Source organism: Pseudomonas versuta (assembly GCF_001294575.1).
Lineage (GTDB): Bacteria > Pseudomonadota > Gammaproteobacteria > Pseudomonadales > Pseudomonadaceae > Aquipseudomonas > Aquipseudomonas versuta.
Genome location: NZ_CP012676.1, coordinates 2,581,478 through 2,607,331, shown reverse-complemented (window position 1 = coordinate 2,607,331; position 25,854 = coordinate 2,581,478). Strand labels below are relative to the sequence as shown.

The 25,854-nt window shown below is 58.4% G+C and carries 24 protein-coding genes; 18 read left to right on the top strand and 6 right to left on the bottom strand.

Annotated elements, in window-relative coordinates:
- Nucleotides 1-85 precede the first annotated feature (85 nt).
- Genes AOC04_RS11375 through catA form a run of 3 tightly spaced genes read left to right on the top strand, consistent with a single transcriptional unit; the run spans nucleotide 86 to nucleotide 2,516 of the window.
- Complete coding sequence (locus tag AOC04_RS11375) at nucleotides 86-1,234, top strand: muconate cycloisomerase family protein (protein ID WP_060693428.1); 1,149 nt, start codon at nucleotides 86-88, stop codon at nucleotides 1,232-1,234.
- Between the two features lie 10 nt (nucleotides 1,235-1,244).
- Complete coding sequence (gene catC / locus AOC04_RS11370) at nucleotides 1,245-1,535, top strand: muconolactone Delta-isomerase (protein WP_060693427.1); 291 nt, start codon at nucleotides 1,245-1,247, stop codon at nucleotides 1,533-1,535.
- 51 nt (nucleotides 1,536-1,586) lie between these two features.
- Entirely contained in the window at nucleotides 1,587-2,516 is a 930-nt protein-coding gene (gene catA / locus AOC04_RS11365; RefSeq protein ID WP_060693424.1) for a catechol 1,2-dioxygenase, read from the top strand.
- A 125-nt stretch (nucleotides 2,517-2,641) separates the two neighbouring features.
- Here catA and AOC04_RS11360 read toward each other — a convergent pair whose 3' ends face one another.
- The 5 genes from AOC04_RS11360 to AOC04_RS11340 all read right to left on the bottom strand — a co-directional run bounded on the left by AOC04_RS11360 (nucleotide 2,642) and on the right by AOC04_RS11340 (nucleotide 8,197).
- On the bottom strand, nucleotides 2,642-3,118 hold the full coding sequence (locus AOC04_RS11360; protein ID WP_060693422.1) for a MarR family winged helix-turn-helix transcriptional regulator: 477 nt from the start codon (nucleotides 3,116-3,118) through the stop codon (nucleotides 2,642-2,644).
- Nucleotides 3,119-3,327: 209 nt separating this feature from the next.
- Nucleotides 3,328-4,119 (bottom strand): ABC transporter ATP-binding protein, encoded by a 792-nt coding sequence (locus AOC04_RS11355; RefSeq protein WP_060693420.1) that lies wholly within the window; start codon nucleotides 4,117-4,119, stop codon nucleotides 3,328-3,330.
- Nucleotides 4,119-5,921 (bottom strand): branched-chain amino acid ABC transporter ATP-binding protein/permease, encoded by a 1,803-nt coding sequence (locus tag AOC04_RS11350; protein WP_060693418.1) that lies wholly within the window; start codon nucleotides 5,919-5,921, stop codon nucleotides 4,119-4,121. Before AOC04_RS11350 ends, AOC04_RS11355 begins: the two co-directional genes overlap by 1 nt.
- A complete protein-coding gene (locus AOC04_RS11345) occupies nucleotides 5,918-6,955 on the bottom strand; it encodes a branched-chain amino acid ABC transporter permease (RefSeq protein ID WP_060693416.1) in 1,038 nt (345 codons plus the stop codon). The genes AOC04_RS11350 and AOC04_RS11345 overlap by 4 nt, the downstream gene beginning before the upstream one ends.
- 90 nt (nucleotides 6,956-7,045) lie before the next feature.
- Complete coding sequence (locus AOC04_RS11340) at nucleotides 7,046-8,197, bottom strand: ABC transporter substrate-binding protein (RefSeq protein ID WP_060693414.1); 1,152 nt, start codon at nucleotides 8,195-8,197, stop codon at nucleotides 7,046-7,048.
- Nucleotides 8,198-8,919: 722 nt separating this feature from the next.
- Here AOC04_RS11340 and AOC04_RS11335 point away from each other — a divergent pair.
- From AOC04_RS11335 to AOC04_RS11275, 13 genes are all read left to right on the top strand, one after another.
- Nucleotides 8,920-10,047 carry an amidase gene (locus AOC04_RS11335; RefSeq protein WP_060693411.1) on the top strand — a complete coding sequence of 376 codons (1,128 nt, stop codon included), beginning with the start codon at nucleotides 8,920-8,922 and terminating at the stop codon, nucleotides 10,045-10,047.
- Between the two features lie 17 nt (nucleotides 10,048-10,064).
- The gene (locus AOC04_RS11330; RefSeq protein ID WP_060693409.1) at nucleotides 10,065-11,237 is read left to right on the top strand and encodes an acyl-CoA dehydrogenase family protein; all 1,173 of its coding nucleotides are present in this window, start codon (nucleotides 10,065-10,067) and stop codon (nucleotides 11,235-11,237) included.
- A gap of 29 nt (nucleotides 11,238-11,266) precedes the next feature.
- Nucleotides 11,267-11,626 (top strand): hypothetical protein, encoded by a 360-nt coding sequence (locus AOC04_RS11325; protein ID WP_060693408.1) that lies wholly within the window; start codon nucleotides 11,267-11,269, stop codon nucleotides 11,624-11,626.
- 14 nt (nucleotides 11,627-11,640) lie between these two features.
- On the top strand, nucleotides 11,641-12,171 hold the full coding sequence (locus tag AOC04_RS11320) for a nuclear transport factor 2 family protein (RefSeq protein ID WP_060693406.1): 531 nt from the start codon (nucleotides 11,641-11,643) through the stop codon (nucleotides 12,169-12,171).
- A 49-nt stretch (nucleotides 12,172-12,220) separates the two neighbouring features.
- A complete protein-coding gene (locus AOC04_RS11315) occupies nucleotides 12,221-13,507 on the top strand; it encodes an aromatic ring-hydroxylating oxygenase subunit alpha (protein WP_060693404.1) in 1,287 nt (428 codons plus the stop codon).
- Nucleotides 13,508-13,509: 2 nt separating this feature from the next.
- Complete coding sequence (locus AOC04_RS11310) at nucleotides 13,510-13,986, top strand: aromatic-ring-hydroxylating dioxygenase subunit beta (protein ID WP_060696932.1); 477 nt, start codon at nucleotides 13,510-13,512, stop codon at nucleotides 13,984-13,986.
- A 10-nt stretch (nucleotides 13,987-13,996) separates the two neighbouring features.
- On the top strand, nucleotides 13,997-14,737 hold the full coding sequence (locus AOC04_RS11305; protein WP_060693402.1) for an SDR family NAD(P)-dependent oxidoreductase: 741 nt from the start codon (nucleotides 13,997-13,999) through the stop codon (nucleotides 14,735-14,737).
- Between the two features lie 64 nt (nucleotides 14,738-14,801).
- The gene (locus AOC04_RS11300; RefSeq protein WP_060693400.1) at nucleotides 14,802-15,761 is read left to right on the top strand and encodes a PDR/VanB family oxidoreductase; all 960 of its coding nucleotides are present in this window, start codon (nucleotides 14,802-14,804) and stop codon (nucleotides 15,759-15,761) included.
- A 14-nt stretch (nucleotides 15,762-15,775) separates the two neighbouring features.
- Nucleotides 15,776-16,276: a flavin reductase gene (locus tag AOC04_RS11295; RefSeq protein ID WP_060693398.1), complete on the top strand. Its 501-nt coding sequence runs from the start codon at nucleotides 15,776-15,778 to the stop codon at nucleotides 16,274-16,276.
- Between the two features lie 198 nt (nucleotides 16,277-16,474).
- Nucleotides 16,475-17,737, top strand: a complete 1,263-nt coding sequence (locus AOC04_RS11290) for an OprD family outer membrane porin (protein WP_060693396.1) — start codon at nucleotides 16,475-16,477, stop codon at nucleotides 17,735-17,737.
- Nucleotides 17,738-17,826: 89 nt separating this feature from the next.
- A complete protein-coding gene (locus AOC04_RS11285; RefSeq protein ID WP_060693394.1) occupies nucleotides 17,827-18,450 on the top strand; it encodes an NIPSNAP family protein in 624 nt (207 codons plus the stop codon).
- A gap of 88 nt (nucleotides 18,451-18,538) precedes the next feature.
- Complete coding sequence (locus AOC04_RS11280; protein ID WP_237178865.1) at nucleotides 18,539-20,932, top strand: penicillin acylase family protein; 2,394 nt, start codon at nucleotides 18,539-18,541, stop codon at nucleotides 20,930-20,932.
- A 59-nt stretch (nucleotides 20,933-20,991) separates the two neighbouring features.
- Nucleotides 20,992-22,338 (top strand): MFS transporter, encoded by a 1,347-nt coding sequence (locus AOC04_RS11275; protein WP_082363702.1) that lies wholly within the window; start codon nucleotides 20,992-20,994, stop codon nucleotides 22,336-22,338.
- Here the strand turns inward: AOC04_RS11275 and AOC04_RS11270 are convergent.
- Nucleotides 22,294-23,247, bottom strand: a complete 954-nt coding sequence (locus AOC04_RS11270; RefSeq protein ID WP_060693390.1) for a LysR family transcriptional regulator — start codon at nucleotides 23,245-23,247, stop codon at nucleotides 22,294-22,296. The genes AOC04_RS11275 and AOC04_RS11270 overlap by 45 nt on opposite strands.
- 110 nt (nucleotides 23,248-23,357) lie before the next feature.
- Here AOC04_RS11270 and AOC04_RS11265 point away from each other — a divergent pair, with 110 nt between their 5' ends.
- Nucleotides 23,358-24,536 carry a M20 aminoacylase family protein gene (locus AOC04_RS11265; RefSeq protein WP_060693388.1) on the top strand — a complete coding sequence of 393 codons (1,179 nt, stop codon included), beginning with the start codon at nucleotides 23,358-23,360 and terminating at the stop codon, nucleotides 24,534-24,536.
- A 15-nt stretch (nucleotides 24,537-24,551) separates the two neighbouring features.
- Nucleotides 24,552-25,838, top strand: coding sequence for an MFS transporter (locus AOC04_RS11260; protein ID WP_060693386.1), 1,287 nt, complete (start codon nucleotides 24,552-24,554; stop codon nucleotides 25,836-25,838).
- Nucleotides 25,839-25,854: the final 16 nt, after the last annotated feature.

Genomic DNA, 25,854 nt, shown 5'->3' with positions numbered 1-25,854 from the left:
AAGCTAGACCAATTCTATATTGGTATCGCGAAAAAAGGCGCACCAGAATCAGTACCAGAATTTCAAGAACCTGACGGGTATAGACATGCTTGCAACAGCCATTGAATCGATCGAGACGATCATCGTCGATTTGCCGACCATACGCCCGCACAAACTGGCGATGCACACGATGCAGAACCAGACCCTGGTCCTGATTCGTGTGCGTTGCGCCGACGGTATTGAAGGGATTGGCGAATCTACCACCATCGGTGGCCTGGCCTACGGCAACGAAAGTCCGGACAGCATCAAAACCAACATCGACTGTCACTTCGCGCCACTGCTGCTGGGTCAGGACAGCAGCAACGTCAATGCCGCGATGCTGAGGCTGGAACGCAGCATTCGTGGCAACACTTTTGCCAAATCAGGTATTGAAACGGCACTGCTCGATGCCCAGGGCAAACGCCTGGGCCTGGCGGTCAGTGAACTGCTGGGCGGTCGGGTCCGTGATGCGCTGCCGGTGGCGTGGACCCTGGCCAGTGGCGACACCGCAAAAGACATCGCCGAAGCAGAAAAAATGCTCGACCTGCGCCGTCATCGCATCTTCAAGCTGAAAATTGGCGCCGGTGAAGTCAGCCGCGATCTGGCACACGTGATTGCCATCAAAAAAGCCTTGGGTGATCGCGCCAGCGTGCGGGTCGATGTCAATCAGGCCTGGGACGAGTCTGTTGCTGTGCGCGCGTGCCGGATTTTGGGGGCTAACGGGATCGACCTGATCGAGCAGCCCATCTCGCGCAACAACCGCACGGGTATGGTGCGCCTTAACGCCATGAGCCCGGCGCCGATCATGGCTGACGAATCCATCGAATCGGTGGAGGATGCGTTTAATCTGGCACGTGAAGGGGCGGCTTCCATTTTCGCCCTCAAGATCGCCAAAAACGGCGGCCCCCGGGCCGTGCTGCGAACCGCAGCCATTGCGCAGGCCGCGGGTATCAGCCTGTACGGTGGCACCATGCTGGAAGGCGGTATCGGTACTCTGGCTTCAGCCCATGCCTTTATCACCCTTGACAGGCTGGCCTGGGACACCGAGCTGTTCGGGCCGTTGTTGCTGACCGAAGACATTCTCAGCGAGCCGCTGGTGTACCGCGATTTCGAGCTTCACGTTCCACATACCCCGGGCCTGGGCCTGACCCTCGATGAAGAGCGCCTGGCGTTTTTCCGTCGCGACAAAACGTCCACTGCCATCCATCCAGTCTAAGGAGAGCCGCATGCTGTTCCACGTAAAAATGACCGTGAACCTGCCGGTCGACATGAACCCGCAAGCCGCTGCCCGGCTCAAGGCTGACGAAAAAGCCCTGGCGCAGCGCCTGCAGGAGCAGGGCAAGTGGCGTCACCTGTGGCGCATCGCCGGGCTCTATGCCAACTACAGCGTGTTCGATGTCGACAGCGTCCAGGAGTTACACGACCTCCTTATGCAGCTACCGCTGTATCCGTATATGGCGATTGAGGTCAACGCAATGTGTCGCCATCCTTCGTCCATTCGTGAGGACGACAGCTGAGTCCTGCCTGCTCAGTTGGTTACACCAATAATTACAAGATGAGGAAACACCATGAACGCCAAGATTTCCCATACTGCCAGCGCGCAAAAATTTCTCGATGAGGCCAGCGGTCTGCACAACGATGCAGGCGATCCGCGGACCAAAGCCCTGGTCAGCCGCATCCTGCGGGATTCGGTCACCATCATCGAAGACCTCGCCGTGACTCCGCAAGAGTTCTGGAAAGCCGTGAACTACCTGAACGTCCTGGGCTCGCGTCAAGAGGCCGGGTTGCTGGTGGCAGGCCTCGGGCTGGAGCATTACCTGGACCTGTTGATGGACGCCGAAGACGAGCAGGCCGGCAAATCCGGCGGCACCCCGCGCACCATCGAAGGCCCGCTGTACGTGGCGGGTGCGCCACTGTCCAACTTCGAAGCACGACTGGATGACGGCCTCGACCCGGGCGTTCAGCTGTTCATGCAGGGCCAGGTCAAAAACACCGCCGGCGAGCCGCTGGCCGGTGCCGTGGTGGATGTGTGGCACGCTAACACGGGCGGCACCTATTCCTATTTCGATGCCAGTCAGTCCGAGTTCAACCTGCGTCGGCGAATCGTCACCGATGCCCAAGGCCGTTACCGTTTTCGCAGCATCGTGCCGTCAGGCTATGGCTGCCCGCCAGACGGTCCGACCCAGCACCTGCTCGATCAACTGGGCCGTCATGGCCAGCGTCCTGCGCATATCCACTTCTTTATTTCTGCGCCGGATCATCGCCACCTCACCACTCAGATCAACCTCGACGGTGATCAGTACCTGCATGACGATTTTGCCTACGCCACCCGTGACGAGCTGATCGCCAAAATCAGTTTCAGCGATGACCAGCAGCGCGCCGCAGAGCATGGCGTCAGCGGCAGGTTTGCCGAAATCGAATTCGATTTCACCTTGCAGGCCTCGGCCCAGCCGCAAGAGCAGCAACGCCAGGAGCGGGTACGCGCGCTCGAAGACTGACCGCGTCAAAGTACGGGGTCGGGCCACGGGATAAACCTCAGGTTTAGCCCGTGGTTTTTTGCGTTGTGGTCAGTGGCCGGGCTGTATGGGATTCAAGGAGGTGGGCTGACCAGCGCTGAGCGGGATCAATCCTGCGGCAAGTTGTTGAAGATCGTTTCCAGCATGCCGTTGAGTCGGGTGATCTGCGCTTCGGTCAGGCCTTTGAAGCTGTTCTTGAAGATATCGCTGGTGGATACCTGGATTTTCTCGATGGTCTGACGGCCAGTCTCAGTCAGGGATACCTGGGTCACACGGCCGTCGCTGGGGCACGGGTTGGTGTCAATCAGGCCGTCAGCTTTCATGCGATAGACAATCTTGGTGATGGTCGACATTTTCGCGATCGCATGTATGGAAATCTCGGAAATGCTCGATTCGCCGTTGTCCTTGAGAATGAACAGGATTCGCCAGCGCGGGATATCCATGTCGATTTTCTTCAGGGCTTTTTCCATGGCCTGGGAGTAACGGCCATGCAAACGAGCAAGCCAGTAAAACGGGAATTCTTCCTTTTTGAAATTCTCGCTGGCGGGATTGTATCGGCTGAGACGTTTTTTCGGGGTGATCATGCAGAGAGTTCGACTTGGTGTTAGCGAATGAGAAGAGATTTATAGGGGATTGAGCGCAGGCTGTCGACTGGATCGATAGCTTGGCTGCACCTGACGGCGCAGGTCCGCGTTGCCGGGATCGGACCCGGGCGGGGTCAGGGCATTGTGCGGTGAAGCGCACCGCACAGCCGGTCTACAGGTTCAGGCATACCGGCTGAGCCCGGCCTCACTCAGTTCGCGAGCATCTCCTGGTGCTTGCTGGCCAGTCCCAGATACGCCTCGATCACTCGAGGGTCGTCGGCCAGTTCGCTGGCGGGCCCTTGCATGGCGATCTGGCCGGTTTCCAGCACATAGGCATAGTCCGCGACCCGTAACGCAGCACGGGCATTTTGCTCCACTAGCAGGATCGATACCCCTTGTTGGCGTAGCGCCGTGATGATGCGGAAAATCTCCCGGGTAATCAGAGGGGCCAGGCCCAGACTCGGTTCGTCCAGCATCAGCAGCCTGGGCTTGGCCATCAATGCCCGGCCGACGGCGAGCATCTGCCGTTCGCCACCGGACAGGGTGCCCGCCAGTTGCTCGCGACGCTCCCAGAGCCGCGGAAACAACTCATAGATTTGCGCCTGGGTAGTCGCGTGATCGCGCTCGCCCCGCCGATGCCTGGCAAACGCCCCGAGCAGCAGGTTGTCGGCCACACTCATGCTGGTGAACAGTTCGCGCTTCTCCGGCACCAGGCCCAGTCCGCGAGACACCATCACTTCAACTTGAGGCACTGCTTCCAGGCTGCCGTCGAAGTTGACCTGCCCCCGGGAGCCGAGCACCCCCATGATGGCTGACAGCAGTGTCGTCTTGCCTGCGCCGTTGGGTCCGATCACCGTCACGATCTGGCCCTGGCCAACCCGCAGGCTGGCACCGCTCAGCGCCTCGACCTTGCCATAGGCAACGCTCAGGTCCTTGATCTCCAACACCGGGTTGGCACACAGATTGTCCGCAGAGGGTTGCGGCACAAAAGACATGTTCATCACTCTGCTCCTCCAAGATAGGCTTCAAGTACCACCGGGTCTTTTTGCACCTCTTCAGGCAAGCCTTGAGCGATGCGCTGACCAAACTCCATTACCACCACCCGGTCCACCAGCCCCATGACGAAATCCATGTCGTGTTCCACCAGCAAGATCGCCATGCCCTCGCTGCGCAAGCGGCTGAGCAAAATCCCTAGTGCCTCTTTCTCTTTCAGGCGCAGCCCTGCAGCAGGTTCATCCAGCAGCAACAGGCACGGGTCGGCGCACAGGGCGCGGGCAATCTCCAGAATCCGTTGTTGACCGAGCGCCAGGCTGCCGGCTTCTTCATATAAGAATTCACCCAGACCGACACGTTGTAGCTGATGTCTGGCTTCGTTAAGCAAGCGGCATTCTTCCTGTCGATCCAGATGCAGCGCTGCTGCCACTACGCCTTTGCTGCCACGCAAGTGGGCGCCAATGGCGACGTTCTCCAGCACGCTCATGGTCGGTAACAGCTTCACATGCTGGAAGGTGCGGCTCATGCCCAGTGCTGCGACTTTGCGAGACGTTGTGCCATTGATTTTCTGGCCCATGAACAGCACATCGCCGGAGGTAGGAGTGTCGACCCCGGACAGCTGATTGAACATGGTGCTCTTGCCTGCACCGTTGGGGCCGATCAGTGCCAGGATTTCCCCGGCATGCACTTCCAGGTTCATGTCGTTGTTGGCCACCAGCCCGCCAAAACGCCGGGTCACGTTACGCGCCTGCAGAATGAGCTGACCGTGTTCCGGCAATTGGCGGCGTGCCAGCGCCGGGCTATCGGCAGCTTCGGGGGGCAGGGTTTTGCGCGATCTGTACCGCTGGGGCATCAGACGCACCAGCATGGGCCACAGACCGCCGGGTGCGCGTTGCATCAGCAGCACGATCAGTACGCCGAAGACGATCGCTTCATAGTTGCCATTATTGCCCAGCAGATGCGGGAGCAAGTCCTGCAGCCACTGCTTGAGCATGGTTAAAATCCCGGCTCCCAGCAGCGCCCCCCAGACGCTGCCAACCCCGCCGATCAGCGCCATGAACAGGTAATCGATGCCCATGTTCAGGCCGAAGGGGGTCGGGTTGACGAAGCGCTGGGTGTGCGCATAAAGCCAGCCGGAGAGGGCGGCAAACACTGCCGAAATGACAAAAATGACCATCTTCGAGCGAAAGGTGTTTACCCCCATGGACTCGGCCATGACCTGGCCCCCCTTGAGCGCGCGGATCGCCCGGCCTTCCCGAGAGTCCAGCAGGTTTCGGGTGATCAGCATTGCCAGCGCCAGGACGACCCAGATCAGGTAGTAAATCTTCTCGCCCTTGTCCAGTGCATAGCCGAACACTGAAATTGACGGCAGGCCACTGACCCCGGTATGCCCGCCCAGAGATTCAAGGGTGCCGAACAGGTAATACAGTGACAGGCCCCAGGCAATGGTGCCCAGCGGCAAGTAGTGCCCCGACAGTTTCAGGGTCATGGCACCGAGGACCATAGCTACCAGCGCGGTCAATGCAATCCCCACCACCAGTGTCAGCCAGGGTGAAGCGCCGGCCCATGCCAGCCATGCCGGCAATTGCTCGGCAGTCGTCAGATAAGCCGTGGTATAGGCGCCCAGCCCGACGAAAGCCGCCTGGCCAAAACTGGTCATGCCGCCCACCCCGGTCAGCAACACCAGGCCGAGCACCACCAGTGTGTACAGGCCGATATAGTTGAGCAGGGTCACGTAATACGGCGGTAACAGCAGTGGAGCGACCCCGAGTATCAGCACCAGAGCGAGTAGCAGATAGCGCGGATTCATTGCTCTTCCTCCACGTGACGTTGGGCAAGCGAGCGCCAGAGCAGAAACGGAATGATCAGGGTAAAGACGATGATTTCTTTATAGGTGCTGGCCCAGAACATCGAAAACGCTTCGATCAGGCCCACCGCCAAAGCGCCCGCGGCGGCCAGGGGATAGCTCGCAAGTCCGCCGATGATCGCACCGACAAAACCCTTGAGGCTGATGATGAAACCAGAGTCGAAGTACAGGGTGGTGATCGGCGCGATAAGAATGCCCGACAGTGCGCCGATAAAGGACGCCAGCATAAAGGTCGCTTTGCCCGCCAGCGTCGCAGAGATGCCCATCAGTCGCGCGCCCATGCGATTGACCGCGGTAGCGCGAAGGGCTTTGCCGTAAAGCGTGCGCTCAAAGAACAGGTACAGGCTGATGATCAGCACCAGCGACACCACCAGAACCCACAGTGTCTGGCTGTTGAAGGTGACCGGGCCCAGTTCCAGGCCGGCCTCGGAAAAGGGTTCGGTGCGTGCGCCTTCCGGGCCAAACAGCAATAGGGCAATACCGACCATGCTCACGTGAACGGCGATGGACACAACCAGCAGCACCAGTGAACTGGCTGAGGCAATCGGCTGGAATACCAGCCGGTAAATCAGCGGGCCCAAAGGCACCACCAGCGCCAGTGTCAGCAGTGCCTGAATGGCCATTGGCAGACTGGCCAGCGGCAAGGTCCGGATCAGCACCACCATCAGCACGGCGTAACCCAGCTTGAGGGTGATGCGTTTGAGCAAACGCAGCCGGTGACCGGAGCGCGCGGCGCCGATCAGGTCCACTGCGCAATCGAGCAAGGTCAGGCCCAGCAGCAGCCAGACCAGTGCCGTAGGGTGACCGGCCTGCAAGGTGGCCATGGTCAGGGCGCCATAGGTAACGAACTCGCCCTGAGGGATGAGCAAAATGCGGGTGACGGTGAAGACCAGAAGAATCGACAGCGCCAGCAGTGCATAGATCGCACCGTTGGTAATCCCGTCCTGGCCCAGCAGCATGGCTATCTGGAAATTCATGGTGATGACTCTTCCTGCGTAGTGAGGCCGCAAACGCGTTGCGGCATGCGGCGCACCGCCCGGGGGGGGGCGGGATCACTGGTTGGGGATTTATTCGGGTTTGATCGGGCTCCAGGTGCCGTTCTTGACCTGGATAAGCTCGCGCCCGCGCTCATCGAAGCCGCTGTGGTCTTCGGGCGTCATGTTGAATACCCCTTGGGTGCCTGCCAGTTCGTGACTTTGCTCCAATGCATCACGCAGGGCGCTGCGGAACTCCGGCGTGCCCGGTTTTGCCCTGGCGGCGGCAATGGGGATGGCTTTTTCCAGGAGCAGGGCGGCGTCATAGGTATTGGCCCCGAAAGTCGCAGGCTTGCTGCCATTGAGCTTCTCATAGGCGGCGACATAGGCGCTGGCGACCTTCTTTGAAGGGTTGCTGTCGGGGATCTCGTCCAGTACCAGCATCAGGCTGGCGGCGAGGATGGTGCCCTCGACTTTCTTGCCCCCAAGCTTGAGAAAATCCGGCAGTGCGGCGCCATGGCTCTGGTAAATCTGACCGCGATACCCCTGGTCATACAGGGTGGTCTGGGGCATGACAGCTGCGCTGCCGGGGGCGGCAATCAAGACAGCATCGGGCCGTAGTGAAAGTACTTTCAGGCTTTGCCCGGTCACGGAGGTGTCCTGGCGCTGGAAGCGTTCAGTGGCGACCAGCTTGATGTTGTGCTCGGCCGCGAGGGTGGCGACGACCTTGGCCCAGTTTTCACCGTAGGGGTCGGCAGTGCCGATGAAGCCCAGGGTTTTCACGCCCTTTTTGCCCATGCTTTGAAATAACGCCTTGGCGATCAGCTCATCGTTCTGCGTGGTCTTGAATACCCACTTCTTGTCGTTGCTCATCGGCAGCACCACCGACGCAGTCCCTACCGGTGCCAGCAATGGCACTCCTGCTTCGGCAGCGAACTGGATCACGCCCATGGCATTGGGCGAGCCGCTCGGGCCGATGATCGCATCGACGTTGTCTTCGCTGATCAGCTTCTTCAGCGCTTTGACGCTAGCTGTCGGGTCGCTGGCGTCATCCAGTGCAATGTAAGTCACGTCCTGATCGCCGGCTTTGGCAGGCAGCAGTGCTATGGAGTTTTTCTGCGGCAAGCCCACCAGTGCGAGGGGCCCGCTGGAAGAAGTGATGACGCCGATTTTTACTTCTGCCTGGGCAATGGATACGCAGGCGGCACTCAACAGCAGCGTGGACACGGTTTTCTTGAAGAGCATGTATTTCTCCGAAGAGTTGCAGACGCAAGAGGCGATTTTGTTTGTGGGTTTTTGCTCTTTGCCTTTGAAACGGAATTTTCCTGCCGGGCGATGACCCACTAGGCGATAGCAGATTGCATGCCACAAATCTGTGGCGGTCTTGCTGTGCGGGTGGCTATCACAGCTGCCCGATGCTGTTTGCCCGGGGCAGTCAGTGACGCAATAAATCTGTCGACAGGGCAGAGCAATCACCCTCGAAAAAAACCGCCGGCATTAGCTGTGACGTGGCTTTGATCTGGATCAGTAGTCAATCATAAAAATGTTTTAATCGATTTTTTTCAGTGTTTTTATGAGGCAAAAAATGCTGTTTATTGCGTTACATTTCACGTGAATATTTTTCGTATTTTATTTTTTATGAGCGTTTTTTTATCCACGATGGTGTGGCATAAAAATTACGGTCAAAAGCATTTAGATAGGTTTTTTATAATGTATCTAGTTGTTTTTAAAGATAAAAAACAATTGTTCTACTGGCTTTTGAACCATTCAAGGTTGTTACTGCTCTGCACGTTATCGGTGCGTAACATTAAAAAACGTCCCAAAAATACACACTATTTTATTTGTGATAATTCAATTGACAATTCACGTAATTATTACGATTTTAGATTTAGGCGTTCGGCTCGCTCTTGCGATCGGGCTCATGGCTCAAAGCGCACTGCGCAATGGATAGACAGGTAGGTGAAGGCATGACAATCGTGGTTCAGAAATTGGCATTGGGCGGGGACGGGTTGTCGGTGATGGTGAAAGACACTATCGACATCGCGGGCTGGCCAACCCGTGCGTCAAGCCGCGCATTGGCCGATGCGCCTGCCGCTGTCGAACATGCCCGGGTGGTGAAGGCATTACTCGACAGAGGCTGCCGGATCCTCGGCAAAACCAGCCTGCATGAACTGGCATATGGCACCACCGGTATCAATGAGTGGCAAGGCACTGCAGACAATCCGCGTTACCCGGGGCGGATTCCGGGAGGTTCCTCCAGTGGCTCTGCAGCGGCTGTAGCGGCGGGCCTTGCCGACTTTTCCCTGGGCACCGATACCGGAGGTTCCGTGCGCATTCCGGCTGCGTGCTGCGGGGTCTTCGGCCTTAAGCCCACCCTGGGTCGCATCAGTCGGGCCGGAGTCATGCCGACCCACAGCTCGCTGGACTGCGTAGGGCCGTTCGCGGGGAACATGAACGTGCTGATCGAAGCCATGAAAATCATCGACCCGAGCTTCATCAGCTTGCCGGACACCGAAAATATCACCCTGGGCGTGGTGCCGGTTCATGCGGGCTCCGAAGTACAGGCGGCGGTTGATCAGGCGCTGAAGACCTCTGGTTTTGCTCTGCAAACCATGCAGTTACCCGGTATGGAGGCGGCTTATGACGCTGGTCTGGTGGTCATCAACAGGGAAACCTGGAATGCCTGCGGCCACTTGCTGGAAACCGGTTTGGTGGGTCAGGACATAGCAGGCCGTCTGCTCAGTGCCAAAGACACAACGGATCAGGCCCTGGAGGCTGCCGAGCAAGTACGGTTGCAGTTCACTGCTGAGGTAGATGCAGCCCTTGAGCATTGTCAGATCCTGGCAATGCCCACCATGCCCGACTACCCGTTGCGGGTTAGCGATGCCGCCGACACCCGCGCCGCCATCGGCATGACCGCCTTTGTGCGGCCATTCAATCTTTCTGGCCATCCGGCCCTAAACATCCCGCTGGTCGGAGCCTCGGGGCTGCCGGTCGGCTTGCAACTGATCGCCGCCAAAGGCGCGGACGAACTGCTGTGCGCAGTCGCCCGGGAGCTGGTTGGCCGTCTTGAAAACCTACAGCAATCTGTATGAATACCTTGGAGAAACCCATGACTGTACTTGGCGAGCTGAATCACCAGCCCTGCGTGCCGATCACTGCGGGTGACGAATTCCGGCAACTGCTGGCAGAGATTCGCGAGCGGGCCAGAACTGAAGAATTTGACCAGCAAAAATTTATCTCCCAGGACGTGATCGAACGCTTTCGCAAGCTCGGCGTTTACCGTGCTCTGGTGCCCCGGCGTTTTGGTGGAGATGAGCGCTCGCCCGCCCAGTTCTGCCAGATGATTGAAGAGATTGCCCATGCCGACGGCTCCGCCGGCTGGGTTGCCAGCTTTGGCATGAGCCCGGTTTACCTGTCGGCACTGCCGCTGCAAACCATCAAGAAAATCTACGCCGACTCCCCGGACGTAGTGTTTGCTGGCGGCATCTTCCCGCCACAACCGGCGGCCTATGTTGAGGGCGGCCTGGAAGTGGTTGGGCGTTGGAAATTTTCCAGCGGCTGCATGGGGGCGTCGTTGATCGGCGTAGGGATTGCGCCAAAAAAAGGCGACATGCTCGGTTTGCCGCGCCTGGCCGTTATGCCCCGGGACAAGGTCCGCATCGAGGAAACCTGGAATGTGGTCGGCCTGGTCGGCACCGGCAGCCATGACGTGGTCATTGACGGGGTAGTAGTCCCGGAGGACTGGACCTTCATCCGCGGCGGCCCGTCCAGCCTCGACGAGCCTTTCTTCCGTTATCCGTCGCTGTCGTTCGCCACCCAGGTGTTGTCCGTGGTCGGGCTTGGAGTCGCCCGTGCGGCACTGGATGAACTGGCCGGCATGGCCAGCGGGCGGATCTCGGTGACCGGCGCGCCTTCGCTGTCCGACCGGCCATTGGCACAAGTAGAAATGGCCAAGGCCGAGGCTTCATTGCGGGCAGCCAGAGCCTGGTTCTACGAGTCCATCGACGACGCCTGGAGCAGCGTCCTGGCGGGTGATGCGGTGACCGTGGAGCAGACCAACATGCTGCGCCTGTCCTCGACCCACGCCACCCGTGTCGCCGCTGAGGTCGCGCGAACCGCACAAATGCTCTCGGGCATGAGCGGGGTCTATCGCAGCAGCCCGCTGTCACGTTTCGTCAACGACACCCTGGTGATCACCCAGCACGCGTTCATGGGCGACATGACCTATCAGAACGCCGGTGCAATTTTCTTCGGCAACAAGCCATTGCCCGGCTACCTGTAATTTTTTACTTCTCCTGGATGGGTGAATTTATGAGCGACAAAAAAGTATTACGTGTCCTGTTCTGCATGGGCATCAACCAGAATTTTTTCGACGCGCCGCGAGAAGAGCAACTGCAGGTCTGGGCGGCATTCAGCGAAATGTGGAACGGCATAGCCGACCTGCCGGGGATCAATGTCCTGGGCAACATGGACGATGACCAAAGCATGGTCGGCCCCTCCACAGGCTACCCCTGGACCACTTATTTGCTGGCCGACGTGCCGGACATTGAAACGGTCAATGCCGCCTGCAACCTGTTCCGCACAACGCCGGTCGGCGATGGCACCAGCAAGCTGTGGAAGTACACCAAAGTCGAGGCCCGTGTGGGTCGCGAACTGATCATCCAGCGCTGAGCCGGACTGCCTACATGGAACTTGAAGAGCGGGTACTACAGCTGGAACAGCGGCTGCAGGGGCTGGAAAGCGAGAACGCCATCCGGGCCTGCATGAACCGCTACATGGTGCTGTGCGACGAGCTTGGGGTGAACTCGCCTCTGGACGAACTGGCCGGTCTTTTCACCCCGGATGCACTGTGGGAAGGCAAGGGCGCCAAGTACCGCAATGCCTTCGGTGGCTATCGCGGGCGAGGGGCAATCAAGGAAATGTTTGCGACCTATATGGTCGAACCGGCGCACTTTGCTCTCAACGTACATTTCCTTACGTCCGAGCTGATTCGGGTGCAGGGCGATTGTGCCCAAGCAAGCTGGGTGATGTTGCAGACCTCGACCTTTGCCAGCGGCGACTCGCACCTCAACAGCGCACGCCTGACAGTCAGTTTCACGGAGGAAAACGGCAGGTGGTGCATCGCGCACTTTCAGACCGAAAACCTGTTCAGCCGCCCGGTAACCGCGTGGAACAGCGCCGCCGCGTTGCCAGTGCCGGCCAGGTCCGGCGAGTAACAACCAGAATTTTCCAGGAGTCGGCGGGATATGCCGACGAGGAGTGATCATGAATAACCTGATTCAGACCACCACGCTGCAAACGACCCCGGCAGATCTTGTACTGCATGACCGGGTACACACTTCGCTGTACACCGATGCGCAGATTTTCGATCAGGAGCTGAAGAACATTTTCTACAGCACCTGGATTTGGGTCGGTCACGTCAGTGAAATACCCGAGGCGGGCAGCTACAAGACCACCTACGTCGGCAAGCAGCCGGTCATCGTGGTACGCGACCGCAAGAAAGACATTCATGTGTTGCTCAACCGTTGCCGCCACCGCGCCGCGACCGTCTGTGAACACAAAAAAGGCAAGACCAACAGTTTCGTGTGTCCCTACCATGGCTGGAGCTATGCCCTGGACGGCTCGCTGCGGGGCGTGCCGCATCCTGAAAGCTATGCCGACATGCTCGACAAGAGCGAGCATCCGCTGGTCAGCCTGAGGGTCGAACAGTACAACGGCATGATCTTCGCCACCTTCAAGGATGACATTGAGCCGCTGAGCGACTTCCTCGGTGCGGCGAAAAAGTGGATAGATCTGTTCATGAAACAGGGCGCCGGTTACCCGATCAAAGTGGCGGGCGAGCACCGTTTCCGCTTCCCCGGCAACTGGAAGATTCAGCTCGAAAACACCACCGATGCTTACCACTTCCCGCTGGTTCACAAGTCATTCCTGTCATCGGTGGACAAGCAGACAGAGGAGATGCTCGATTTTGTCGGCGGCAGCGGTTTTGTTGAAGATCTGGGCAACGGCCACAGTGTGATGGTGATGATCCCCGACCTGATCGATCTGGAAGCCAACCTCGACCTGCCGATTCCTGCACGCTTCGAAGAGCTGGCAGCGCAGCTGAGGGCCGAAGGTCACGAAGAACTGGAGGTGCGACGAATCGTGCGGGCGGTCGCAGGTTCGGGTTTCAACCTCAACCTGTTCCCGAACATCGCTTGCTCGATGGCTTTCTTCCGCGTGCTGCAACCGATAGCCGTGAATGAAACCGAAATTCATCATGCGGTGATCACCATGGACGGCGGCCCGGCAGTGGCCAACCGTTATCGCCTGCGCTTGCATGAGCATTTCCAAGGCCCGATGGGCTTTGGCACGCCGGACGATTCCGAGGCCTGGGAACGGGTGCAGCGGGGCGCCAGTGCCGGCACCGACCTGTGGATCATGCTCAACCGCGGGTTGCCCGGGGAGCAAAAATCAGAGGACGGCGTGGTCGGTGATGTGAGTGCCGAAACCGGTATGCGCGCAGGCTACCAGCAGTGGAAAAAAATGATGTCGGCCCAGGAGGGCAAATGATGATCGACGTGCAATTGCTCAACCATGTGAGCGCCTTTATCTGGCAGGAAGCCGACATGCTCGACCACGGTGAGTTTTCCCCGTGGCTCGATCTGTGGGCCGAAAAATCCACCTATATCATTCCGATCGATCCGCTGGAGACCGACTTTGAAAACACCCTGAACTACGCCTACGACGATCATCACATGCGTCAGTTGCGGGTTACGCGCCTGATCAGCGGAGACTCCATTTCCACCACGCCGCGGGCCCGAACTGTGCGTTCGCTATCGCGTTTTCGGGTGCTTTCGGATGAAGGCGGTGTGGTCACCGTGCGTTGCGCTCAAAACCTGCGGGAATTTCGCAAGGACGTGTTCAAGCACTACACCGCCGACATCACATTCGAGCTGTTGCGCAGCGGTGACAGCTTCAAAATCCAGCGCAAATTGATCCAGCTGATCAACTCCACCGATACCCTAGCCGGTATCGGTTACATCCTCTGAGGAGTGTTTCATGACGCATACAGCATTGGTGACCGGCGCCGCTCAAGGGTTGGGCAACACAATTGCCCGGGGCTTGTTCGACGCCGGTTATGCGGTGGTCATCACCGATCTCTCGCTGGAACTGGCCCAAGCCGCCGCCCGTGAGCTCGACCCCAGTGGCGAGCGTGTTCTGGCCCTGAAGCTGGATGTCGCCATAAAAGCCGATTTTGAAGCCGCGCTGGTGGCTGTCCTGGCGCATTGGGGGGCGCTGCAGGTGGTGGTGAACAACGCCGCCATGACCATGATCACGCCGGTCATGCAGATCAGTGCCCAGGAGTTTGACCGGGTCATTGAGGTCAATCAGCGCGGGACTTTCGTCGGTTGTCAGGTGTTCGGCATGCATCTGGCCGCCCAGGGTTACGGGCGCATCATCAATATGGCCTCGCTGGCCGGACAAAACGGGGGCACTGCCACCGGCGCACATTATGCCGCCTCCAAGGGCGCAATCATCACCCTGACGAAAATTTTTGCCAAAGAACTGGCCTCCTCAGGGGTGACGGTTAACGCCATCGCACCGGGCCCTGTGGAATCCCCGGCGGTGCGCGCAGCGGTGCCGGCACAAAGGCTGGAACAGCTGATCGACGCCATCCCGGTCAAGCGCCTCGGCGACGCCGGCTTCATCGCCAAACTGGTCGTGCTATTGGCCGGTGAAGACGCCTACTTCACGACCGGGGCCACCTGGGATGTGAATGGCGGGATCTTCATGCGTTAAGCATGGTCCCAGGACTCAACCGACCCGGCCCGTAATGCGGCTGGGTGTAACCCGGAAACAAGCTATGAGTGAGCAAACTTTAAAGGTTGTGGTGAGCAAGCGCGAGGAGCAGGGCGACGGTGTCGTGGTCCTCGAGTTGAGTGATGCCTCGGGCCAGCCGTTGCCGGTTTTCGACGCAGGTTCACATGTGGATATTCATCTTGGGCCTGGCCTGATTCGTCAGTATTCCCTGTGCGGCAACCCGTCTGACGGGTCGCGCTATCGTGTGGGCGTGCTGAAGGATCCTGCGTCTCGCGGCGGGTCTTTGGCGGTGCATGAACAACTGCGCGAAGGTGTGCAAATCGAGATCAGCCTCCCGCGCAATCTTTTCCCGCTGGCGCCGGATGCACAGCGCTCGATCCTGATAGGCGGTGGCATCGGCATTACGCCGATGGTGGCGATGGCCTATAGCCTCAATGCTCTGGACAGTGCCTTCGAGCTGCACTACTGCAGCCGCTCGCGCACCTGCAGCGGGTTTCTCGAAGAGCTTGGCAATGCGGACTTTGCCAGCTGTGTACACACCCATTTCGATGATGAGGACGCGCAACAGAAACTCGACCTGGGCAGCCTGCTCGGTACGCCCAAAGCCGGGGTGCATATTTATGTCTGTGGCCCTGCCGGATTCATGGAATGGGTAATTACCGAGGCCGCAAAACGGGGGTACGCCGATGATCATATCCATCGCGAATATTTCCAGATCGAGGTCGATGCCTCGGGCGCTGGGTTCGAAGTCATCGCTGCACGCAGCGGTAAAACGGTGCAGGTAGGTGAAGGCCAGAGCATTGCCCACGCCCTGGCCGGAGTCGGAATCAAGGTCGAGATGTCCTGCGAACAAGGTGTTTGCGGCACTTGCCTGTGCGACGTGCTTGAAGGTGAGCCGGACCACCGTGACTTTTACCTGACCGATGATGAAAAATCTGCGAACGACCAGATGTTGGTGTGTTGCTCGCGGGCCAAATCCAAGACGCTGGTACTGGATATCTGACAGAGGTAACTACCATGGTCGACACGACCGGATTTCGTAATTCAATGGCAATGCTCGGTGGTGCCGTTTCGGTGATCACCACCGACGGTGCGGCAGGGCGATTCGGCTTCACTGCCTCTGCGGTGTGTAGTGTCACCGATCAACCGCCAACGCTGTTGGTTTGTATGAATCGTTCGTCGTATTCAAATGTGCATTTCAAGAGCAACGGCGTACTCAGTGTCAATGTGTTGAGTGCAGATCACCAGAGGATTTCTGGCGTATTCGCCAATCGTGAACTGGACATGGATGCTCGTTTTTCCTGTGCCCGCTGGAGCACTCTGGAAAGCGGTGCACCTTTGCTGGATGAAGCCCTGGTCAACTTCGACTGCCGTATTGCCCAGGCCCATGAAGTCGGTTCGCACACGATTTTTTACTGTGAAGTCGTGGGAATTCGTAATGGTGAAAGCCAGGAAGGTCTGGTGTATTTCAATCGTGCCTACCACCGTTTGGGAGACGCATCGAAAGCGGCAAGTTGAAGTGGGTCCTCTTAAAGTAAAGCATAAAGAACATTAATAAGTTTCCAGGTGTCCAGCGCTCCGTGTCGGAGTTGCTCAGCTCTTTTTGCACTAAGTGGCTTATAAAAATAACAACGTAGATTATCCGCATCCCTTGTTTTTGCTTATTAATCTGCTCCCACTATAAATGCCTTTTGGCATGTAAAAAGGAAGTATCCGATGTTTCAGAAGCGCTGGGTAAGCGAGGCTGTTACCGCGGTGTGCCTGACCGCGGTTGTTATACCGCAGCTGGCCAATGCCGATATGCTTGACGACGGACAATTTAGTCTGGGGTTACGCAACTTTTATCTCGACCGGGATTACCACCAGCATCAGGCACGCGATTCGAAAGTCGGCAGCTGGAGCCAGGGCTTCGATGCGCAATGGGTATCAGGCTATACCGACAGCCCTCTGGCTATTGGCCTGGATCTGAACGCGCAATATGCCGTGCGCCTGGACTCAACCGGTAACGACGGATCGCTGCCGTTCAGTGTCCGGGACCAACAAACGGCTGCAGACTACAGCAGGGCCGGCGCAACCCTGAAAATGCGCTACAGCAAGACCGAGTTGAAAGTGGGCGATCATCGCCCGCAACTGCCCATTGCCTACGATGACTCCAGCAGGCAACTGGATACGATCTATCAGGGGGCGATGATCGAGTCTCAGGAAATCGAAGGGCTGAAGTTAACCGCCGGGCGTTTCTGGTCGGTGGTCACCCGCGAGTCTTCCAATCATGAAAAGCTCTATAAATGGGGCACGAGCGACGCACTCGACAGTGAGGGGCTGGACTTCGCAGGCGGTACTTACAATCTGAGTAAAAACTTGCAACTGAGTTATTACTACGGGTTGCTGCATGATATTTATCAACAACATTATGCGGGGTTGATGCATCGAGCTGATCTGGGTAATGGTTATGCCTTAAAAACAGACATTCGATACTTTAATAATAGTGAGGCCGGGCATGCCCTGGACGGAAAGATTGATAATCGATCCTACGGCACGTTATTTACCCTGACCAAAAACGCGCATATGTTCGGCCTCAGTTACCAACGCATGTTGGGCGAGAGTGTGTTCCCGACATTGAACGGATATATCCCTCAACCCTACCTGGTTAACTGGTCGTCGCTGGCGTTTGTCCAGCCGGCAGAGCGCTCCTGGTCGGTGCGTTACGGGTACGACTTTGTGGCAATGGGCGTACCGGGCCTGACGTTCTACTCACGCTATACAAAAGGCACCCATTGGGACCGCGGGGGTGATCTGAGCAACAACCAGGAGAGTGAGCGCAACCTGGCGCTGGCCTATGTGGTGCAAAGCGGTCCGCTGAAAAATCTCGCTTTTGAGTGGCGGCGCACGGATGTGAAGACCCGTTATGGAAGGGGTGACGCATCAGGCCAGGATTACGGCGAAAACCGCCTGATCACCACCTACGTCTTCAAGTTCTGAATTCTTTGATTTCACAGAGCTCCCATCACCAGGGACGCCAGTCTGCTGCCCGCTGACGGGTGTTTTCTGGTTGCCGAGTAGAGGTCGCGATGACTTTATACGAGTTGATTACCTTCACTGTGCGGGTTCGCACCATGCCTGCGGTTATGGCGCGGCTGGAGCAAACGCTGGGTGGGGCCGTTCAAGGTTGCAGTCTGATCGGTTGCTGGGCATCGGAGATTGGTCCGTTGAACCAGGTGGCAGTGTTGCGCGGTTTTTGTGACGAGCGTTCACGGCATAACGAGCGTGAGCGTTATCTGCTGTCCCATGATGCCTTTGGCATAGAGGCCTTCATGGCGGATATGACGGTGGAAAACTACAGCCTGTTCCCTTTTCTCAAGCCCCTTGCTGCAGGCCCCCACGGGCCTTTCTATGAACTGCGGGTCTACAACCTGGTTCCTTCGGGTCTTGCCCCCACGCTCGACGGCTGGGAGTGCGCCATAGGCGCACGCACAGGCAAGGGCTACTCGCCGGTTTATGCCGCGTTCTACGCAACGGACGGGCGCACGCCCCGGTACTTGCATATCTGGCCCTGGCGCAGCCTTGAGCAGCGGCTCGAGGTCCGCACCCGCGCGGTTAACGACGGGGTTTGGCCACCGGAAAACTCGGGGCCGCAACTACTCGACATGCACTCCACGATTTACCTGCCCGCAGCATTTTCACCGCTGTGCTGAGGCACATAACCCGGCCGTTATAAGGATGTCCGTTATGTACAGTTTCAAGCCTCACAGGCTTGCTCAACCCCGTGTGTTTGGTCGGACAATGCGCCTGGCTTTGCTTGGGCTGGGTCTTGGTTCAGTTGCCCAGCAAGGGCTCGCAGCACAAGTCACCATCAAGCGTGATCACTACGGTGTGCCGCATATTTACGCTCAGGATCTGGGGGGGCTGTATTTCGGGTACGGCTATGCCGTTGCCCAGGATCGTTTGTATCAAATGGAAATGGCCCGTCGCTCAAGCAACGGAACTGTTGCCCAGGTGCTGGGCAAGGACTATCTGGAGATCGACAAGGCGACGCGGTCAAATTTCGATCCCGCCAGTATTCGCGCGCAGTTGCAGGCATTGCCAGTTGATGATCGACAGATCTTTGAAGGCTATGCGGCAGGCTTCAACGCCCGCATCCGGGAGGTGCTGGCGGACAAGCCGAACTTGCTGGCGATCGAATTTGTCGAGGAAGGTTTTGAGCCTGCACCCTGGAGTCCTGAAGATGTCGCCAATATCTGGGTGGGGTTGATCCTTAACCGGTTCTTTGCCGGTACCCAGGAAGTCGCCAACCTGCAACTGCTGGAACGCCTCCAAGCCTCTCGCGGTACTCTGATCGGGCAGCAACTGTATGACCAGCTGCGTTGGTTGGAGGACCCCCAAGCCCCGTCAACGTCGGCAAAGGCAGCGGGACCGCTGAGAAATTACAATTCAGCGCAAGGCCTGCAACCCTTGTCGGTCGCGGCGGCGCACACCTGGCGTAGTCAGCAGATCGCCCGCCTGGGGCAAGCCGCGGCAGATGCGATGCCAACGGCCAGTAATGCCTGGGTCGTCTCACCGGCAAAAAGCCAGGACGGTCGCGCAGTGCTGTTCAATGGTCCGCAGCAAGGCTGGTTTAACCCCAGTATCACCTACAGCGTCGGCTTGCACGGGGCCGGCTATGACTTTACCGGCAGCACCCCGGTGGCCCTGCCGGCCATTCTGTTTGGCAGTAACGGGCACATTGCCTGGGGTTCGACTGTTGGCGCCTTGGATACCAACGACGTCTATCAAGAACAGCTCAACCCGCAGAATCGTTTTGAGTATCGCTACGACGGTCATTACCAACCGATGCACAAACGCACCGAGACCATCGAGGTGAAAGGAGAGGCACCTTATACGCTTGAGGTGTACTCGACGGTTCATGGTTTCGTCAGCACCTGGGATGTTGCCAATCAAACCGCTTACAGCCAGAAGCGCAGCTGGGAAGGGCGCGAGATCGAAAGCCTGATGGGGTGGGCCGGGTTGGCCAAGGCCCATAACTGGGATGAGTTTTTGCTTCAGGCCGAGCGGGTCAGCGTCTCGATCAACTGGTTCTATGCCGACACCCTGGGCAATATCGGACACGTGGCCGTGGGCAAGCAACCACAGCGTCCAGGCCACCAGCCGGTGCAGTTTCCGGCATTGGGTGATGGCAGCATGGAGTGGCAAGGTTTCCTTCCTTTTGCTGGCAATCCGCGCAGTTACAACCCGGACCAGGGGTATCTGGTCAGCTGGAACAACCAGCCCGCACCGGGCCTGCGTGCGGACGGTGCCAATTATTCCCGTGTCGATCGGGTTAACGAGTTGATCGCGCCGTTACAGGCCAAGGCCAGGCTCAGTCTCGACGACATCTGGGACGTGGATCGCCGCGGTGCATTTGCCGACCTTAATGCGCGCTATTTTGTGCCCTCGATTGTGGCGGCCACCCGCAATCTGCCGGTCGCTGATCCGGCGCGTCAGGCCGCCGACATTCTGCAGCAGTGGAATCTGCAAAACCGTGACGATCAGGGCAAAGGCGTCTATGACAGCCCGGCGGTGCCGATTATGCGTGGGTGGCTGGCGGCCATGTACAGCCGGGTATTGCAAGACGATTTACCGGCAGAGGTGTTTAAAGTTTATGCCGGGGCCGGTTACCCGACGCAATACAGTCCGGTATCGCCACAGCCGGGCAATGCCTCGAAATTGTTGTGGAATGCGCTGCAGGGCAAGCACGCCAGCGTTCCTCAGGGTTATGACTTTTTCAATGGTGAGGCGCCTGAAGCTGTTGTCCTGGAAGTTCTGCGCAGCACCCTCAAAGCTTTGCTAGCCACCCAAGGAGCAGATTTGCAGGCCTGGCGCACGCCAGTGGCAAGCATGCGTTTTGCTGCGCTCAACGCGATCGGCGTGCCTTGGGCTTCAAAAGACCGGCAACCCGCCCTTGCTCCATTCATGAACCGTGGCAGCGAAACGTTCAGGGTCAGCCTGGGCAGTGACGGGGTGAGCATGTGCTCGGTCGTACCACCGGGTCAGAGCGGCTTCGTCGCGGCCAATGGCGAGGCCAGCAAGCACGTAGCGGATCAGTTGACGCTTTATCGCGACCATGGCTGCAAACAGGACTGGCTGAGCGAAAGCCAGGTGCAGGCCAATCTCGAGTCGAGCCTCACGCTGGAGTACTGAGGCCCGATAGCTGCTGATTGATTACAACCACAACCCGCAAGTGTTGATCGGAGGGATTCATGAGCAATTTGCAAACAGGTCATAACGGGCCGGTCAATCGCGCATCGATGCGGCGCATCGTCATCGCCTCGGTGTTCGGCAACGCACTGGAGTGGTATGACTTCTTCCTGTATGGCACGGCTGCCGCATTGATTTTCGGTCCGCTGTTCTTCCCCGCGGGAACGGATCCGATTGTCGGCACCATGGGGGCGTTCGCCGGGTTCGCCGTTGGCTTCTTTGCCCGCCCGGTGGGGGGAATCATCTTTGGCCATATCGGCGACAGGCACGGCCGCAAAAAAGCCTTGGTCATGACCCTGGCGATTATGGGGCTGGCGACCTTTCTCATGGGCCTGTTGCCGACATTCGAGCAGGCGGGGTATCTGGCCCCCGCCAGTCTGGTCATCTTGCGGATCGCCCAGGGTGTGGCCTCAGGCGGAGAATGGGGTGGCGGGGTGCTGATGCTTAGCGAAAATGCACCACCCGGGCGGATCGGCTTCTATGCGGCCTGGAGCCAGTTAGGGGTGTCCGGTGGATTCGTTCTCTCCGCTGCAGCGTTCTACCTGGTGCAGATGCTGCCCCAGGAGGACTTCATGAGCTGGGGCTGGCGCCTGCCGTTTCTGGCCAGCATTCTGATTTTCGGGGTGGGCCTGTATATCCGCCGCAGCCTGCCGGAAAGCCGTGAGTTTGAACAGGAGGTCAAGCGTCGCCCCAAGGCCGAGCGCCCTCCGGCTCTGGAGGTGCTGCGCAACCATCCCCGGGAGGTGTTCCAGGCCATGGGCCTGCGCCTGGCAGAGAACGGGTGCGCCTATATCTTCCTCGCGTTCGTCATGGCCTACGCCAAACTCACCGGGCTCAGCACTCAAGTGGTCCTGGGCGGGGTCATGCTGGCAATGATCGTTGAAGCCTTCACCATTCTGTTCTGGGGCTGGCTGTCGGATATAATAGGTCGGCGAACCGTCTATGCAATCGGCTCCATCAGCCTGATCGTGTTGGCCTTTCCGTTCTTCTGGATGATGGACACCCATGTTACGGGCTGGGTCTACCTGGCCCTGCTGCTCGGGCTGGCCTTCAGCCACGGCGCGATGATTGGTACTCAGCCGGCCTTGATGGGCGAGCTGTTCCCGGCTCATGTGCGTTATTCAGGCCTGGCTCTGGGGCATGAAATTGCGTCGATTTTCTCCGGCGGTCTGGCGCCTCTGGCGGCTACAGCCCTGTTCGGCATCTACAAGTCATCCTGGCCGGTCTCCCTGATGCTGGTGACGTTCGGCGTCATTACCACCTTGACCCTGTTTAGCATTCGCCCCGCAATCCGTCACACCGGCTCAAAAGAGCAGGTCTTTGGGCGAGAGCATCTCACTGAAGGGTGAGTTGGGGTTCTTGGCGTGCTGCTTTATCACTTGTTTCAAGGTCGCGATGAAGGCGTTGGCGGCTTTGCTGCGCACGTTGCCACGGCGGCTGACCACGCCGAGGATTCGGGACTTGGAGCCTTTGAACGCACTCAAAGGCGCCACCGCCGCAGCAAAGCATTGAGACTTGAGCAGCAGGTCGGGCAGCACCGTGAGCGCGTCTGTCTGCAACAGCACCGGCAACAGAATCCCCGCCGAGTGCACGCTGACCACGTGGCTGGGCTTGGGCGACAGGCGAAACTCCCGGTGCAGGTCACTGATAAAGGTGCTGTGCAATGAAGGCGGGTAGTTAGCCAGCCACTTCATTGCATTGAGTTCGTCGATGGACGTGGAATCCAGCAGCGGGTGATCGCTGCGCCCCACCACATGGGCCTGATAGGAAAACAGCGGTTCGATCGAGAATTCGTTTTCAGCAATAAAATTACTGGCCTGGATCACTGCGAAATCCAGGTAGCCGTCCCTGAGCTGAGGTACGGAAATGCCATGCAGGCCCTCGAACACTTCCACAAATACGTGTGGGTACTCTTGTTGATAGAGGCTCAGACACTCCGGCAAAAAAGTGAAATTGATAAAAGGTGAAATGGCGATCCGCAGACGTTCGGATTGCCCGCTACGGATCAGGTTTAAGTCTGCCCGGGCTTTATCGATCTCGCTCAGGATCAGGCGTGCATGGTGCAGCAGGCTTTTGCCCGCTTCGGTGAAGCGCACACCGGTATGGTTGCGTTCCAGTAACTCCACCCCTTGTTGCTGTTCAAGCTCTCGCAACGTGCGGGTGATCGCTGCCTGGGTCAGACCTATCGATTTGGCTGCGCTGCGGATGCTTCCGGTTTCGGAGACCGCCACCAAAGCCACGAACTGGTTGGTTTTCATCTTGCCCCTGATGACAACTAAATGTTGTCACCGAGCCTAAACCTTGTCTTTTAATTCTGTCAATACGGGTCAGAATCAAATCAATAACAAGTCTGAGGGGACAACAAAAAATGATGATTCTGGCAGAGATCGAGCAGATACAGGACGAGATGATAGCGATCAGGCACGCTATCCATGCTCACCCGGAACTGGGCTTCGAAGAGTTTGCAACCAGTGATCTGGTAGCGCAAAAACTGCAGGAGTGGGGCTTTGAGGTGCACCGGGGCCTGGCGGGCACGGGGGTGGTAGGGCAGCTCTGTCATGGCAGCGGCCCGCGCATCGGGTTGCGTGCCGACATGGACGCGCTACCGATCACCGAGGAAACCGGACTGCACTACGCCAGCACTCAAGCAGGCAAGATGCATGCCTGTGGCCATGATGGTCACACTGCCACCTTGCTGGCTGCGGCCAAAGTGCTGGCCAGTACCCGACGTTTCAGTGGCACCCTGAATGTGATCTTCCAGCCGGCCGAAGAAGGCCTGGGAGGGGCCCGGGAAATGGTCGAGCAAGGGTTGTTCGAGCTTTTTCCGTGCGATGCGATCTTCGCCATGCACAACATGCCCGGTTTCCCTGCGGGCAAACTGGGCTTTCTCAGCGGGCCGTTCATGGCCTCATCGGACACCGCCTCCATCACCTTAAAAGGGGTGGGCGGGCATGGCGCAGTACCGCACAAGACTGTGGACCCGGTGGTCATGGCCGCCACTTTGACCCTGTGCCTGCAAAGTGTCGTGTCGCGCAACATCGACCCGCTGGATACCGCAATTGTCAGTGTCGGCTCCATTCACGCAGGCTCGGCGGCCAACGTGATCCCCGCGTCGGCGAAGCTGCAAGTCAGTGTCCGCTCCCTGCGGGCTGACACCCGAGACATCCTGCAAGCGCGCATCACCCTGTTGGCGCAACATATCGCCCAAAGTTATGGCGGCGAAGCAGAGGTTCATTACAACCGCCGATACCCTGTGCTGGTCAATGATCAGCATGAAACCGAGTTAGCCCGTAGCGCGGCTCTGGAATGGATCGGGGAGCAGGGGTTGATCGAGAACATGCGCCCGCTTACCGGCAGCGAGGACTTCGCTTTCATGTTGGCGAAATGTCGCGGTTCCTACCTGATCATCGGCAACGGTGACAGTGCAGAGAATGTCATGTGCCACCACCCGAAATTCGATTTCAATGATCAGTGCCTGCTGGTCGGTGCGTCCTACTGGGTGAAGCTGGTGGAAAAAATGCTCAAGCCCACAGCACCTGCACTTTGAGGCCCGGACTCCATTATGGAACATACCTTATCTGAAACACCCGCTATGGCCGGGCACTCATCGACCGGCTCCCGGGGCAGCCGCAAAAAGAACATCGCGGCCGTTACCATTGGCAATGGGCTGGAGTTCTACGACTTCACCGTCTACAGCTTTTTTGCCACTGTGATCGGCAAACAGTTTTTCCCGGCTGACGGTTCAAACCAGTTGCTTCTTGCGTTCGCAACCTATGGCATCGGCTTTTTCATGCGCCCGCTGGGCAGCATCCTGCTAGGCCAGTATGCCGATCGGGTAGGGCGCAAGGCCGCCATGATATTGACCCTTTGGCTGATGGCGATCGGCTCGCTGATTTTTGTCCTGACACCTTCATATGCGCAGATCGGGATTGCGGCACCGTTGATGATTGTCTTTGCCCGCCTGCTGCAAGGCTTTGCGATTGGCGGCGAAGTGGGCGCCTCGACCACCTACCTGATGGAAAAGGCCCGGAGCCATGAGCGCGGTTATTTCACCAGTTGGCAATTTTTCAGCCAGGGCCTGAGCGTGCTCCTCGGCGCGATGGTGGGCCTGAGCGTGAACTACGGGCTGAGCGAAGAGCAGGTCGCCGGCTGGGGCTGGCGCATCCCCTTCGTGATCGGGTTGCTGGTGATTCCTGTCGGGTCATACATGCGCCGGCACTTGCAGGAAAGTGATCAGGTCAAGCGCGATGTCAGCCACCGCCTGAGCTGGGGCCAGCATAAGCAGGCACTGGTGGCCGGGATCCTGATTGCCATCGGCGGTACTTCGGGTTCTTACGTGATCCTGCATTACCTGTCCAACTTTGCCGTGGCGCAGTTGCATCTACCGTTGTCGGTCGGGATCTGGACCGGGTGCGCGGCGGGCGCCGTGCAAGTGGCCCTGGCGGTGGCATCCGGCCGGGCCTGTGATCGCTGGGGGCGCAAGCGCATGATCCTCTGGTCGCGGCTGGCCATGCTGGTGTTGATCTATCCGGCGTTTATTCTGCTGCAGCACTCACCGACATTGCCGGTGCTGGTTGTGGTGGCGAGCACCCTGGCGGCGCTGCTTGTATGTAACACCGTGCCCTCGCTGGTCATGCTGGCGGAAATTTTCCCGGCTGAGGTTAGGGCGACCGGGCTGTCAGTGACCTATGCCCTTGCCAGCATCGTTTTCGGCGGTTTTGCCCAGTTCTTCTGCACCCTCCTGATATCCCTGACCGGCAATCCCAGCGCCCCGGCGTTTTACCTGATTGCTTGCGGGCTGATTTCCCTGCTCGGTCTCGTGCTCGTTAAAGAGCCCACCCAACGTTAACCCAGAAGTAACGGAG